This is a genomic window from Methylobacterium sp. SyP6R, from assembly GCF_019216885.1.
Classification (GTDB): Bacteria; Pseudomonadota; Alphaproteobacteria; order Rhizobiales; family Beijerinckiaceae; genus Methylobacterium.
In genome coordinates this window covers 258354-272334 of sequence record NZ_JAAQRC020000002.1, presented here as the reverse complement: position 1 = coordinate 272334, position 13981 = coordinate 258354, and the positions used below count along the sequence as shown (strand labels likewise).

At 71.5% G+C, this 13981-nt stretch carries 13 protein-coding genes; 6 read left to right on the top strand and 7 right to left on the bottom strand.

Going from position 1 to position 13981, the window contains the following annotated elements; translation table 11 throughout:
* Positions 1-2: 2 nt before the first annotated feature.
* The 7 genes from HBB12_RS30570 to HBB12_RS30540 all read right to left on the bottom strand — a co-directional run bounded on the left by HBB12_RS30570 (position 3) and on the right by HBB12_RS30540 (position 7480).
* On the bottom strand, positions 3-1226 hold the full coding sequence (locus HBB12_RS30570; RefSeq protein WP_236993432.1) for a CaiB/BaiF CoA transferase family protein: 1224 nt from the start codon (positions 1224-1226) through the stop codon (positions 3-5).
* The gene (locus HBB12_RS30565; RefSeq protein ID WP_236993431.1) at positions 1223-2053 is read right to left on the bottom strand and encodes an HTD2 family dehydratase; all 831 of its coding nucleotides are present in this window, start codon (positions 2051-2053) and stop codon (positions 1223-1225) included. Before HBB12_RS30565 ends, HBB12_RS30570 begins: the two co-directional genes overlap by 4 nt.
* Positions 2050-2418 carry a hypothetical protein gene (locus HBB12_RS30560; RefSeq protein WP_236993430.1) on the bottom strand — a complete coding sequence of 123 codons (369 nt, stop codon included), beginning with the start codon at positions 2416-2418 and terminating at the stop codon, positions 2050-2052. Before HBB12_RS30560 ends, HBB12_RS30565 begins: the two co-directional genes overlap by 4 nt.
* Before the next feature lie 446 nt (positions 2419-2864).
* Positions 2865-3842, bottom strand: a complete 978-nt coding sequence (locus tag HBB12_RS30555) for a tripartite tricarboxylate transporter substrate binding protein (RefSeq protein WP_236993429.1) — start codon at positions 3840-3842, stop codon at positions 2865-2867.
* A gap of 25 nt (positions 3843-3867) precedes the next feature.
* Complete coding sequence (locus tag HBB12_RS30550; RefSeq protein WP_236993428.1) at positions 3868-5967, bottom strand: acetate--CoA ligase family protein; 2100 nt, start codon at positions 5965-5967, stop codon at positions 3868-3870.
* On the bottom strand, positions 5967-6353 hold the full coding sequence (locus HBB12_RS30545; protein WP_236993427.1) for a Zn-ribbon domain-containing OB-fold protein: 387 nt from the start codon (positions 6351-6353) through the stop codon (positions 5967-5969). The genes HBB12_RS30550 and HBB12_RS30545 overlap by 1 nt, the downstream gene beginning before the upstream one ends.
* Positions 6350-7480, bottom strand: coding sequence for a thiolase family protein (locus tag HBB12_RS30540; RefSeq protein WP_236993508.1), 1131 nt, complete (start codon positions 7478-7480; stop codon positions 6350-6352). The genes HBB12_RS30545 and HBB12_RS30540 overlap by 4 nt, the downstream gene beginning before the upstream one ends.
* A gap of 270 nt (positions 7481-7750) precedes the next feature.
* Between HBB12_RS30540 and HBB12_RS30535 the strand changes: the two genes are divergently transcribed.
* From HBB12_RS30535 to HBB12_RS30510, 6 genes are all read left to right on the top strand, one after another.
* A complete protein-coding gene (locus HBB12_RS30535; RefSeq protein ID WP_236993426.1) occupies positions 7751-8713 on the top strand; it encodes a Bug family tripartite tricarboxylate transporter substrate binding protein in 963 nt (320 codons plus the stop codon).
* Between the two features lie 91 nt (positions 8714-8804).
* A complete protein-coding gene (locus HBB12_RS30530) occupies positions 8805-10160 on the top strand; it encodes an acyclic terpene utilization AtuA family protein (RefSeq protein WP_236993425.1) in 1356 nt (451 codons plus the stop codon).
* A 6-nt stretch (positions 10161-10166) separates the two neighbouring features.
* Entirely contained in the window at positions 10167-10526 is a 360-nt protein-coding gene (locus tag HBB12_RS30525; RefSeq protein WP_236993424.1) for an AtuA-related protein, read from the top strand.
* 73 nt (positions 10527-10599) lie between these two features.
* Positions 10600-11052 (top strand): tripartite tricarboxylate transporter TctB family protein, encoded by a 453-nt coding sequence (locus tag HBB12_RS30520; RefSeq protein ID WP_236993423.1) that lies wholly within the window; start codon positions 10600-10602, stop codon positions 11050-11052.
* A gap of 4 nt (positions 11053-11056) precedes the next feature.
* Entirely contained in the window at positions 11057-12640 is a 1584-nt protein-coding gene (locus tag HBB12_RS30515) for a tripartite tricarboxylate transporter permease (RefSeq protein ID WP_236993422.1), read from the top strand.
* A gap of 200 nt (positions 12641-12840) precedes the next feature.
* On the top strand, positions 12841-13965 hold the full coding sequence (locus tag HBB12_RS30510) for an ABC transporter substrate-binding protein (RefSeq protein WP_236993421.1): 1125 nt from the start codon (positions 12841-12843) through the stop codon (positions 13963-13965).
* The last annotated feature ends 16 nt before the right edge of the window (positions 13966-13981 follow it).

Genomic DNA, 13981 nt, shown 5'->3' with positions numbered 1-13981 from the left:
GTTCAGCCGGTCCCAGTCTCGAACGCGGCCCCGGTGGCGATCAGCACGTCGGTCTCCGCCTCGCTCAGGCCGAGCCCGTGAAGCACGGCACGGGTGTCGTAGCCCGGCGGCGGCGCCGGTCGGCCGGCGGCGGCCGGCGCGCCGTCATGCAGGATCGTCGGCCGGATGGTGCGCACCGTGCCCTCGGTCGGGTGCGCATCCGTGCCGATCAGTCCGACCGCAGCGAGGTGGGGATCACGCTCCAGCGTTTCGAGCGTGTGGCAGGGCATGGCCGGCACGTCGGCCCGAGAGAAGACCGCGAGCCACTCGGCGGTCGTGCGCGCCGCCAGAGCCTCGGAGCGGATGCGGAACCACAGGTCGACGTTGCGGAACCGGTCGGCGACGGTGGCGAGCCGCGGGTCGTCGATCATGTCGGCCCGCCCGACCGCTCGCAGGAAGGCGTGGACCTGCGCGTCGGAATTGGCCGTCAGGCTGATCCAGCCATCCGCCGTGGGGAGGGGCCGGTTCTCCGGATTGAGCACGCGGGCGTCGCCGGCCCGGCCGAGCGGCGGAACGAAGGTCCGCGGGCCGAGATGCTCGTGGAGCACGAAGGCCGCCATGGTCTCGTGCATCGGCACTTCGAGCGTCGCACCCGCGCCCGTCCGCTCGCGGGCGAAGAGGGCGGCGAGGATCGCCGAGGCGGCGATCTCGCCGGTGACGTGATCGGCCAGAAGCAACGGCGCGTAGAGCGGGCGGCCGTCGCGCCGCTCGGCCAGGCCGGCGATGCCCGACACGCCCTGGACCACGCTGTCATAGGCCGGGCGACCGCGATAGGGCCCGCCGGGGCCGAAGCCGGTGATCGTGCAGTGAACGAGCCGAGGAAACCTGCCACGGAGGCCTTCCGCGTCGAGGCCGAGCCGGGCCAGCGCCTCCGGGCGCATGTTGGCGACGAGGATGTCGCTTCCCGCGATCAGGCGCTCCAGCACCGCGCGGGCGGCCGGCATCTTGAGGTCGAGGCCGAGCGCGCGCTTGCCCCGGTTCAGGTGGAGGTACGAGCCGGCGTGGCGCCCCCCGGGCGAGGGTCCGCCCAGGCAGCGCAGCATGTCGCCGCCGGGAGGCTCGATCTTGATCACCTCGGCACCGAAATCGGCGAGCCGCAGCGTGCAGGCCGGGCCGACCACGACGCTCGTGAGGTCGATGACCCGGATGCCGGCGAGCGGCCGGGCGGCGGGGGAGGGCTCGCTCACCGGAAGGTCGCCTCGAGCGCGACCGCCCCGGCCTCGTCCTCGGCCCAGGCTCGCCATTCGTCTGCTCCACGCCGCGCCTTCAGGTGCATCGCACGCCCGCAATAGAGCGGCCTGAGCGTACGGTAGCCGAAGGCGGCGGGCTCCCGTCCGGCGGTCGCCCGGACGAGTTCCAGGACGAGCAGCGCCGTGAGGGCGCCGTTGACCACGAGGGCCGGGTAGCCCTCGCGGCCCGTGGCGTAGGGCGCGTCGTAATGGATGCGATGAGCATTGAAGGTGAGGGCGCTGAAGCGAAACAGCAACGTCTCGTCGGGTGTCAGGATGCGCGCGACGTCGAACGGCCGCGGGGGACCGTCCTGCGGCGAGGCGGCAGGGTCCGTGCCGGACGGGGCCGCCTCGCGCAGGACGTAATCCTCGTGCTCCGCGACGACCTCGCGCCCGCCGACGCTGAGCACATTGAGAACCGCCACGACGGCGATCCGGCCGCTGCGGCCGGTCTTCTCCGCGACGCTCTCGATTTCGGTCCGCCGCCCGACCCTTGCGCCGAGGGGAATGTCGCCCGTGTAGGCCGCCCGGCGTCCGCCCAGCATGACCCGGGGCAGGCCGAGATCCGGGAGCGGCACCCCCGGCCCTGCATAGCCGTCCGGCCGCAGTTCCGATTGCGCCAGGCCGGTGGGAAAAAGCCCGATGTGCCAGCCACGGGGAAGGACGGTACGCCGCGCGACCTCACGCCCGTCGCGGTCGAGCAGGGCCGCGATCCGGCACAGGAGGCCCGGCGTGGCGATGTCGTCCGTCCACGTCTCCCCATCCGCATCGACCGTCTGGCTCATCGGGCGCTCCTGCGGCGGTCCGGGACGGCGTGACGGACACTCGCTTCTGCCTCGGACCGCGTCGCGATCCGCGGCACCCCCGGCTGGAGCTTCGCGCCGTCCGACCGGTCGGGGGGAGGCGGCGCCACGTCGAGGAGCCCGAACCGATGGAACCGGGTATCGCGCGCGACCGAGCCGAAGCCCTCGCCGACACGTGTGCGCACATCGTCGATGGCGGAAGAGGGGCTGGCCGACGCAGCGCGGAAGATCGCCTCGACGCTTTCAGCCCGCAGGGCGGCCGCGAGCGCCCGCGCGATCGCCACGGGTTGCGTGACGCCCCCACGACCGACCTTCATCGCCCAGCTCCGCTCCTCCGCTCGGTTCATGTCACCCGCTTTCCGCCGTCCCCCACCCGGGATCGCCCCGCACGCTCGTCGCCATTCACACGTGAGAATATCGTTCACTGGGCGAAATGAAAGCGCACAGTCGCCGCTCGTCCGCCGATCGCCCGCGTGGCGGCCTTCCGGAGGCGGTAAGACGGCGCGGGACGCCAGGCAGAGGGTCAGCGTTGCGCCCTGTGAATCAGCGTCGGATCCTCGTCGTCGAACACCTCCCCCGTCCGCGATGAGCGTATCATACGAATTCCCACGGATTGCTTCGCAATGCGGATTTCAGCGTCGCTCAGGCGCCGCGCGGGCTCGTGATACGCGTTCCGGAAGGAATTTTCCGGAACTCGTATCGGAGGTGTCCGAGAAACCGGGAAAGAATCAATGCCCAAGATGCTGTGCAACTTGTCTTACCAAGCCTCTGGCATTGCCGGAAAACGTTTTTTTCAGTCGAGCGTCGCTCCGGATTGCTTCACGACGGCGCCCCACTTGGCGATCTCGTCGGCCATGAAGGCGCCGAACGCCTCGGTCGAGAGCGGGCGGGATGTCGCCCCGAGTGCTTCGAACTTCGCGACGATCCCCGGCTCCTGCAAGGCCCGGACGGTCTCGGCGTGGATGCGCTGGATGGTGTCGGAGGGGGTGCCCTTGGGCGCCACCAGCCCGTTCCACGCAATGGCGACGTAGTCGGGCAAGGCCGTCTCGCGGATCGTCGGGATGTCCTTGGCCCGCGGCAGCCGCTCCGCCGAGGTGATGCCGAGCGCCCGCACCCGTCCGCCCTCCACGTGCGAGAGCACGGACTGGGTGGTGTCGAACATCAGATCGACCCGTCCTGCGATCACGTCGGTGATCGCGGGCGCGCTGCCCCGATAGGGGATGTGGGTGAGCTTGACCCCCGCCATCGACGCGAAGAGCTCGGCTGCGAGATGGGTCGACTGGCCGACGCCCGACGAGGCGTAGTTGAGGGCGCCAGGCTTCTCCTTGGCCGCCGCGACGAGGGCGCGCACGTCGCGCCATGGCGCCGCCTCCGGCACCACCAGGACGAGGGGATTTTCCGTGAGGAGTGCGACGGGGGCGAAGCTCTTGAGCGTGTCGTAGTTGAGCTTGCGGAACAGCGTCATGTTGATGGCGTGCGCCGTCGTGGCGACGCCGAGCGTGTAGCCGTCAGGCACGGCGCGGGCGACGACATCCATGCCGAGGTTGCCGCCCGCTCCCGACCGGTTGTCGATCACGAGGGGCTGGCCGAGGGCCACGGAGAGCCGTTCGCCGACGATCCGGGCGGTGATGTCGGTCGACCCGCCGGGCGGATAGGGTACCACGACGCCGATGGGCCGCGCCGGCCAGGCGGCGGCGCGGGCGGCCCGCGGCGCCAGCGCAAGGGCGCCGGCACCGGCGAGGCAGGCGGCGAGGTCTCGGCGTCGGATCATGGCGTGTCTCCCTCCTCATGTCGGATCATGGCGTGCCTCCCTCCTCGCCGCTCTCGAACACGACCGCGTCGAGTGCCGCGCAGTCGTCCGGGGCACTGCCGACCACGATGGGATTCACGTCGAGGCTCAGGATGCGGGGATCGTCCATCATCAGCCGGCCGACCGCGACCGCGGCGGACAGGTAGCGGTCGAGGGCAAGCGGCGGCTCGCCCCGGATGCCGGCGATCACCGGCGCGATGCGCAGGCGACCGATCGCCCGGCGCACGTCGTCCTCGTCGAAGGGCGGCAGCAGGAGGGCGACGTCGGGCATCGCCTCGACGTACTTGCCGCCGTCACCCACCACCACGACCGGTCCGAAGAAGGCGTCGCGGTGGGCGCCCAGCATCAATTCGCGCCGCCCGCGCCTCATCGCCGCGACGATCACGCCCGCGAAGGCACTCCCGTGCCGCTCGAGACCTGCGCGGCAGGCCTCGAAGGCCGCTGCGACGGAGGCGGCGTCGCTCAAGCCCAGATGGACGAGGCCGAGTTCGCTCTTGTGCGCCACGTCCGGCGAGCAGCCCTTCACGGCGACGAGCCCGCCGAGGGCGGCCGCCGCCGCGACCGCCTCCTCGGACGTGCGGCAGAGCCGGTGCGGCACGACCGGAATCCCGGCCTGTGCGAGGCGCGCGAGGCTCCGCGCCTCGTCGAGGAGGCGGGGCGCATGCGGGGACACGGGCGCGACCGCCGCGATAGGCGGGCGACCGGCCGCCGCCTGCATCCGCTCGTGGTGGACGATGAACTGGTGCAGCGCCCGCACGGCGGCCCCCTCGCCGGTAAAGACCGGCAGGCCGCGCTCGCGGAACGGTTTTGCGACGAGGTCCTGCGGCGCGACGATCACCACCGGCTTGCCGGTCGCGGCCGCGAAGGCGGCGGTGTCGCGGCCGAAGGCGTCGACGTCGTAGGCCCGGCCCGCCACCGGCACGCCGATCAGGAAGGCATCCGCCGAAGGGTCGCGGGCGATCGCCGGCAGGATCTGGCCGAACAGGGCGCTGTTCGTCATGAGCGCCGCCGTGATGTCGACCGGGTTCCGCACCGAGGCGAAGCTCGGCAGGATCGTGCGTAGCTCTCCTTGCGTATCCTCCCTCAGGGGCGCCAGGGTGAGGCCGGCGGCCGAGGCGGCATCCGCCGCCATCACGCAGGTCGCGCCCGAATTGCTGACCGCCACCATGCGGCGGCCCTCCGGCCGCCAGCCCTTGAGGTAGAGTTCCGCCGCCTCGACGAGATCGGCGGTGTCGCGCGCGCGCCAGATCCCGTGCTGCTCGAGGAAGGCGTCCACCACCCGGTCCTCGTTGGCGAGCGCGCCGGTATGGGAGAGCGCGGCGGCCTGGCCCGCTGCGGTGCGGCCGGATTTCAGCGCGACGATCGGCAATCCGTGCGAGCGGGCGACCTCCGCGGCCTGCGCGAGGTGGTGCGGGTCCGGGATGCTCTCCAGGTAGAGGAGGAGCAGCTTCAGCGCCCGGTCCTCGGCCACGGCGGCGGCGAGTTCGCAGACGGTGACGTCGGCGTCGTTGCCGGTGGCGTGGGTGTGGCGCACCCCGATGCCGCGCCCGCGCAGCAGCCCGTAGGGCACGACGCTCATCGCGCCGCTCTGGCTGACGATGCCGACCGGGCCGTCCAGCGGCGGGACCTCCAGGAACATGCTCGAGAAGCTCGCCACCGCCCCGGTGCCGAAATTCGCCAGCCCTTGGGAATTGGGGCCGATCACCCGCATGCCGCGGGCCCGGGCGCGGGCTACCATGGCGCGCTCGGCCGCCTTGGCTTCCGGGGACTCCGTCTCGCCGAAGCCGGACGCCATCATGATGGCGACCGTGACGCCCATGGCGCCGCATTCGTCGAGGGCGGCGACCGCTGCCTCGCCCGGGACCGCCACGATGGCGAGGTCCGGCGCCCGGGGGAGGTCGGAGAGGCGCGGCACCGTGCGCAGGCCCTGGACCTCCTCTCGCCGCGGGTTGACCGGGATGACCTCGCCGCGAAAGCCGAACTGCGAGAGGTAGAGGAGCGGCCGCCCGCCGATCTTGTCCGGGTTCTCCGAGGCCCCGATCACCGCGATGCTGCGCGGGTCGAGGGCCGCTGCGAGATTCGCCATCACTCACGCTCCTGCGGCAGGCAATAGGGGACGCGCCCGGCCCCGAAGGTCCGGAAGGCGGTGTGCACGGGCGCGCCGATCGCCAGCCCCTCGGCCGCGTGGGCCATGAAGCGGAAGCCCTCCTCGGCGTCGATCAGCGCGACGACGTAGGGCGCGTGGGTGGCGAGTTCCGGCGACGGCGCCCGTGCCACGGTGGTCAGCGCGTAGACCCGGCCGCGGCCGGAGGCCTGCGTGACCTGAAGGTCCCGGGCGCCGCAGGCCGGGCAGAACGGGCGCAGGACATACTGGACGTGGCCGCAGGCGCGGCAGCGCGCGAAGGCGAGGCCCTCGCCGCCCCGCGTCCAGTCCGCGGGCGCGGGCGCGGGGCTCGAAGGATCCGGGTTCATCGGACATTCTCCAGCACGAGGCTGACATGGGAGGACAGGACGCCGCCGTCGCCATGCAGCAGCGCCAGGGCCGGCGGCGGGATCTGGCGGGGCCCCGCCTCGCCGCGCATCTGCCGCACCGTCTCGGCGAGGTGCGCCATGGCGCCCCCGACCCCGCAATGGCCGTAGCTCAGGAGGCCGCCATGCGTGTTGAGCGGCATGGCGCCGGCGGGATCGAAATGCCCCTCGGCGGCGAGCCGCCCGGCCCCGCCCCGCGGCGCGAGGCCGATCTCCTCCAGGAGGATCGCCAGGGTGATCGTGAAGCTGTCGTAGATCGCCGCGTAGCCGATATCGGGCAGACCGACGCCCGCCGCGGCGAGCGCGCGGGCCGCGCAGTCTCCTGCTCCGAAGGTGGTGAGCGAGGGGGCGGCGCTGACGTGCTGATGGGTATGGGCCTGGGCCGCACCGCGGATGCGGGGTCCGCGCCGCCCCGCCTCGTCCCGGGCGATCACGAAGGCCGCGCCGCCATCCGAGACCGGGCAGCAATCGAGAAGGCGCAGGGGCGAGGCGATCGGCTTCGAGGCCCGGACCGCCTCGGCGGTGATCGGATCGCGCAGATGGGCGCCCGGCGTACGGGCGGCGTTGGCGCGCATCAAGACCGCGAGCGCCGCGAGATCCTGCTCGCCGTATTCGTGGGCGTAGCGGGCGGCGACGAGGCCGTAATAGGCGGGAATCGTCGGGCCGAGCGGCACCTCGTAGACGGGATGGCCGACCTGCGCGAGGGTCTGGATCGCGGCGTCGCGGGACTGGCCCGTGAGCCGGTTCTCCCCCGCCACCACCAGGATCCGCCGCGCGGCCCCGGCCTCGACCAGGAGGTGGGCGAGCATCACCAGCGCGAAGCCGGTGGCGCCGCCGAGCTGCACCGCGTGCGCGTAAGTCGGGCGCAGTCCGAAATGCTCGGCGAAGACGGTCGAGAGCATCAGGTGCGGGTGGGTGGTCGAGTAGCCGGTGATCAGCCCGTCGACGTCGCCCCGCTCAAGCTCCGCATCCGTCAGCGCATCGGCGGCCGCGCGGCTCATCAGGTCGAGCGTGGAGTGCCCCTCGTGGCGCCCGAACGGCGTCAGCCCGACGCCCGCAACGGTGCTCACCGGGCCGAAACCGGCACGGGCCGGGGCAAACAGGTCCGTGATGCGGAACGAGGCAACGGGCATCCTCCGGGCGGGCCGCGCGGACATTCCGGCGCGATCTCTGTTCGGAAGATGGTTGCCTTCCCGGTTAGACCCTGTCAACACTGTTACGTCCGCTGGAACGACGTCGGTTGTTGCGGGCGAGGGAGGGGCGAGGGCGACCGTAAGAGTTCCGCGTGACGGAACTCGACCCGAAGGGCGGCGCACTCGCGAAACGCACGGAGAGCCACCGTGGACCGTCGGCTGTGCTTGGGCCTGCTCGCGTCGCTGGCCGTCCCCGGGACGGCACTCGCCGCCTATCCGGACCGGATCATCCGGATCGTGGTTCCGTTCCCGCCCGGCGGGACGACCGACATCCTGGCGCGCCTGGTCGCCGACCGGCTCGACAAGCGCTTCGGCCAGCACGCCATCGTGGACAACCGGCCGGGCGCCTCGGGCAACATCGGCACCAAGGCGGTCGCGGGCAGCGCGCCGGACGGCTACACCCTGGTGATGGCGACCATCAACACCCACGGCATCAACGCCGCGGTGTTCCGCAGCCTGCCCTACGACCCGGTGCGCGACTTCGCGCCGATCACCGTGGTCGCCTCCACGCCGAACGTGCTGCTGGCCAACCCCTCGCTCGGGGTCGCCGACCTCGCGGGGCTGATCCGGCTGGCCCGTGCCACGCCCGAGGGCCTGGCCTTCGGCTCGACCTCGACGGGCGGCTCGCCGCACATGTCCGGCGAGCTCCTCAAGGTGATGGCCGGGATTCCGCTCACCCACGTCCCCTACCGGGGCGGCGGTCCGATGCTGAACGATCTCATCGCCGGCCACATCAAGCTCGGGTTCGACAACCTGCCCTCGGCGATCGGGCACGTGCGGGCCGGAACGCTGCGGGCGCTCGCCGTGACGACGGCCGCCCGCTTCCCCGGACTTCCGGACGTGCCGACCATGGCGGAGGCCGGGGTGCCCGGCTACGAGGTCGCGGCCTGGTTCGGGCTGCTCGCGCCCGCCGGGACCCCGCGCCCGATCGTCGACCTGCTGCAATCGCGCATCGCCGCCGTGCTGGCGGAACCGAAGACCACGGCCCGCCTGCTCGAACTCGGCGCGACGCCGGGCGGCACCGCCCCCGACGCCTTCGGGCAGGTAGTGCGCAACGAGGTCGCCCGATGGCCGGAGATCGTGGCCAAGACCGGCGTTGCGGTCGAGTAGAAGGTCCGGCGCAGAACTCCAGTAGAAACATCCCGCGCCGCCGTCGAATGAAGTCATTCCGGCGTCGCCATCGATCACAGGGAGGTACGGGATGGCGGGCTTGCGGATCGGATCGGGCTCGGCCTGGTGGGGCGACCGGCTGGAGCCGGCGCGCCTCAATGCCGAGCGGGGCGACCTCGACTATCTCTGCTTCGAGACCATGGCGGAGGCGACGATCTCCGCCGCGCAGGTGCGCAAGCGGCGCGATCCGGACTTTCCCGGCTACGACACCTATCTCGACGACCGGATGCAGCGGGTGCTGCCCGGCTGCCTGCGGCGGGGCACCCGGATCATCAGCAACCAGGGCTGGATCAACCCGGAAGGGGCGGCCGAGCGGATCGTCCATTGGCTGCGCGAATGCGGGGCGCCGAAGGGCACGAAGGTCGCGGCGGTCTCGGGCAGCCTGATCACCGACCGCGTCCTCGGCCTCACCGACACGCTGATGGAGGACGGGCGGCCGAGCGCCTCGCTCGCCGGCTCGATCGTCTCGGCGGAGGCCTATATGGGCGCCGAGCCCATCGTCGCGGCCCTGCGGGAGGGAGCCCAGATCGTCGTCACCGGACGCGTCGCCGACCCGTCGATCTTCATGGCGCCGATGATGCACGAATTCGGCTGGGATCCCCTCGACCACGATCGCCTGGGGCCCGGCAACGGCATCGGCCACGTGCTCGAATGCGGCGCGCAGGCCACCGGCGGCTACTTCTGCGATCCCGGTTTCAAGGACGTGCCGGACCCCTGGGATCTCGCCTTCCCGATCGCCGAGGTCGAGAGCGACGGCTCGGCGGTGATCACCAAGGTCGCCGGGACCGGCGGGGCGGTCACCCTCCGCACCCTGAAGGAACAGCTGTTCTACGAGGTGCACGACCCGGCGAACTACCTCACCCCGGACGTGGTGGTGGACTTCACCACGACCGAGCTCGAGGAGGTCGGCCACGACCGCGTGCGGGTGTCGCGCATCTCCGGCAAGCCGCGCACGCCCACCCTCAAGGTGTCGATCGCCTGCCAGGAGGGCTTCGTCGGCGAGGACATGTTCTTCTACGCCGGGCCGGGCGCCCTGCGCCGGGCGGAACTCGCCAAGCGCATCCTGGAGGAGCGGTTCCGGATCGTCGGCCTTCAGGCCGAGGAGATCCGCATCGACTTCGTCGGCCTCAACGCCATCCACGGCGGCAGCGCGGCGCGCACCGGCCCGGAGCCCTACGAGATCGCCGTGCGGGTCGCCGCCCGCACCCGGACCCGCGAGGAGGCGCTCAAGGTCGGCCGCGAGGTCGACGGCATGGCCGTGTCGGGCGTCGGCATGACCGGCAAGCGCGTGCCGCACCAGGACCGCACCCGCGAGGTGATCGGCGTCTGGTCGTCGCTCGTTCCCCGCGAGGCGCTGTCCCCCGTCATCACGTTCTACGAGAGCTGAGAGACCATGCGCCTGCCCCTGCAGCACGTGGCCCATGTCCGCTCCGGCGACAAGGGCAACACCTCGAACATCACGGTCATCGCCTACGAGCCGGACCTCTACCCCTACCTGAAGGAGCAGCTCACCGCCGAGCGCTTCAAGGCGTTCTACGCCGGCATGGTGACGGGCCAGGTCACCCGCTACGCGGTCGACCGGCTGGGCGTGCTCAACTTCGTCGCCGAGGGCGCGCTCGGCGGCGGCGTGTCCCGCTCGCTCTGCCTCGACAATTACGGAAAGGCCCTTTCCGCGGCGATCCTCGGCTTCGAGATGGAGGTGCCGGAGAGCGCCGCGAACCTCCTGCGCAACTACCACCCGGAGGTGGCGTGATGGCCGCGATCCCGCCGCTGTCCGAACTCGCCCGGGGCCTGCCCCTCCACCACGCGAACCCGCGGGGCTGAGCATGCACGCCTCGGCGTCCATCGTCCGCCGCTATGCGGCGGGCGGCCTGATCCTCCTCCTCGGTCTCGCGGTCGTGCTGGAGGCCCGCACCTTCGGCCTCGGCACCCTGGCGCGGGTCGGCCCCGGCCTCTTCCCGATGCTGGTCGGCGGTGCGCTAGGCGTGATCGGGCTCCTGATCGCGGTGACGCCGGAGGCGGCGGAGCACGAGGGGGAGGGGGGTCGGCCGGACTGGCGCGGCTGGTTCTGCATCGTGCTCGGGATCGTGCTGTTCATGGTGCTCGGCGAGCATCTCGGCCTCGGACCCGCGACCTTCGCCTGCGTCTTCGTCTCGGCGCTCGGCGACCGGAGCGGCAGCGTGCGCGCCGCCCTGGTGCTGGCGCTCGCGATGACCGTGGTGGCGGGGCTGGTCTTCACCCTGGCGCTGAAGTTCCAGATGCCGTTCTGGCGGGGATAGGGTCATGGACAGCACCGTCGCCAACCTGATCCACGGCTTCTCGATCGCGCTGCAGCCGCACAACTTCCTGTTCAGCCTGGTCGGCGTGCTGATCGGCAACCTCATCGGCGTGCTGCCCGGGATGGGCATCATGGCGACGATCTCGATCCTGCTGCCGCTCACCTTCGGGATGCCGCCGGTCGCCGCGATCCTGATGCTCGCGGGGATCTATTACGGGGCGCAGTACGGCGGGGCGATCTGCTCGATCCTGCTCAACCTGCCCTGCCACCCCTCGCACGCCGTGACCTGCCTCGACGGCTATCCGATGACGCGCCAGGGCCGCGGCGGCGTGGCCCTGGGCATCACGATGCTGGCCTCGTTCTTCGGCGCCGCCTTCGGCATCGTGCAGATGATCCTGTTCGCGCCGCTCCTCGTGCGCATCGCCTTCCAGTTCGGCCCGGCCGAGATCAGCACCCTGATGCTGCTCGGGCTCCTCGCCGGGGCGACGCTGGCCCGGGGCTCGGCGCTCAAGGGCGTGGCGATGACGCTCGTCGGGCTGATCCTCGGCTGCGTCGGCAGCGACCTCGACACCGGGACGAGCCGGTTCACCTTCGGGGCGATGTCGCTCTACAACGGGATCGACCTCGTGGCGGTGGCGCTCGGGTTCTTCGGCATCGCCGAGTTCCTGAAGAGCATCAACCGGCTCACCGTCGGCGATCTGTCGGGCGTGCGGGTTCGGATGCGCGACATGCGCCCGAGCCGGGCCGACCTGCGGGAGGCCGCGCTGCCGATCCTGCGCGGCACCCTGGTCGGCAGCCTGTGCTCGCTGATTCCCGGCACGGGTCCGACCATTGCCTCCTTCATCGCCTACGCGGCCGAGAAGCGGGTGAGCCGCCATCCGGAGCGTTTCGGCCGCGGCGCGATCGGCGGCGTCGCGAGCCCGGAGGCCTCGACGCATTCCTCCGTCCAGGGCGATTTCGTGCCGACCATGAGCCTCGGCATCCCGGGCGACGCCGTGATGGCGCTGATCCTCGGCGCGCTGATCATCCAGGGCATCACCCCGGGCCCGCAGCTCATGACCGAGCATCCGGACGTGTTCTGGGGCCTTATCGCGAGCTTCTGGATCGGCAACATCCTGCTCGTCCTCCTCAACGTGCCGCTGATCGGGATCTGGGTGCGGTTGCTGCAGATCCCGTTCCGGTTCCTGTATCCCTGCGCCCTGTTCTTCATCTGCGTCGGCGTCTACAGCACGAACAACGAGATGTTCGGCGTGCTGCAGACGCTGGTCATCGGGATCGTCGGGTACGGGCTGATGCGGCTCGGCTTCCACCCGGCCCCGGTGCTGCTCGGCTTCGTGCTCGGCCCGCGGCTGGAGGAGAACTTCCGCCGCGCCCTGCTGCTCTCGCGGGGCGATCCGTGGACCTTCGTCGGCAGCCCGATCAGCGCGACCTTCGTGGCGCTCGCGGTCCTGCTCGTGGGCATGCAGGTGGTCCTCGCCTGGCGCGGCCGGCGGCGCTCCCGCATGGACGCCGTGCTGGCCGGGAACGAGCGGGGCCGCCGGATGGCGCCGGTCGAGGCGCCCGCGGTGACCGGGTCGCTCGAGGTGTGAGAGGACGGGGAAACCAGCGCCGATCCTTGTCCCGGACAGCGCTGCGGCCCCCGGAGAGAGAACGCAATGCAGCCGCCGCCTCCGGAAGTGGAGCGTCGTGTCGCGGCCAATCGTCGAGACAACGGGCCGGCCCGATCCGGCAGGGGAGGTGTGGGATGCGATCATCAGCGTGGATATGCGGGCTTGTCGCGTGCCTCGGCGTGCTCTCGTCGGGACCCGGCCGGGCGGCGGAGCCGATCCGCATCGGCTGGCTCTCCTCGCTCACCGGTCCGCTCTCCTCGGCGGCCATCGCCGAGAACCAGGGCGTGCAATTCGCCATCAAGGAGATCAACGCGGCCGGCGGCATCGACGGCCGCCCCCTCGAACTCCTCACCCGCGACACCGCGGGCGAACCCACCAAGGCGGTGAACCTCGCCCAGCAGCTCCTGTTCAGCGACAAGGTGCAGTTCGTCATCGGCCCGGTGAATTCAGGCGAATCCCTCGCCACGGTGCCGATCGTGGCCAGGGCCGGCATCCCCAACATCGTCATCGGGACGATCGACGAACTGACCGATCCGAAGAAGTACCCGCTGGCGTTCCGGGCCATCAACACCAACCGGCAGTGGATCGAGGGCGGCAACGCCTACGCCCTCGACGTGCTCAAGCGCCGGAAGGTGGCGGTGATCGGCGACACGTCCGGCTACGGCACGTCCAGCGCCAAGACGGCGGCCGCGCTCCTGGAGCAGGCCGGGGTGAAGCCGGTCTACTCGGTGCTGGTCGACCCCAACAAGACCGACCTCACCGACGAGATGACCAAGGCGAGGGCGGCGGGCGCCGACGTGGTGATGCCCTGGACCGCCGCCACCGGCCTGATGGCCCGGATCCTCAACACCCGCGGCGACATGGGCTGGGACGTGCCGGTGGTGGGCCACCCTGCGATCATGGCGCTCCCGATCAAGGCCCTGCTCAACAAGCCGGATTACTGGCAGAACGCTTTTGCGGCCGGCTACCAGAGCACGACCTACGTCGACGGCAAGCTGCCGCCGCGGACCCGGGCCCTGATCGACAAGATCAAGCCGGCGCTCGGCGGCAGCATCGACTTCACCTTCTGGTGGGTCGCCCTCGGCTACGACACCGTGAGGATCATCGAGCACGCCGTGAGGCAGGCCGGATCGACCGATCCGCAGAAGATCAAGGCGGTGCTCGAATCGACCCGGGATCTGCCCGGCGTCTATGCCAGCTACAGCTGGAGCCCGCAGGACCACAACGGCTTCCCGGACAAGAACATCGTCGCCGACATCGCCGCCTCGTTCCGGGACGGCTGCTACGAGGCGGCCCCCCGGTGATCGCGAGACAGAGGAG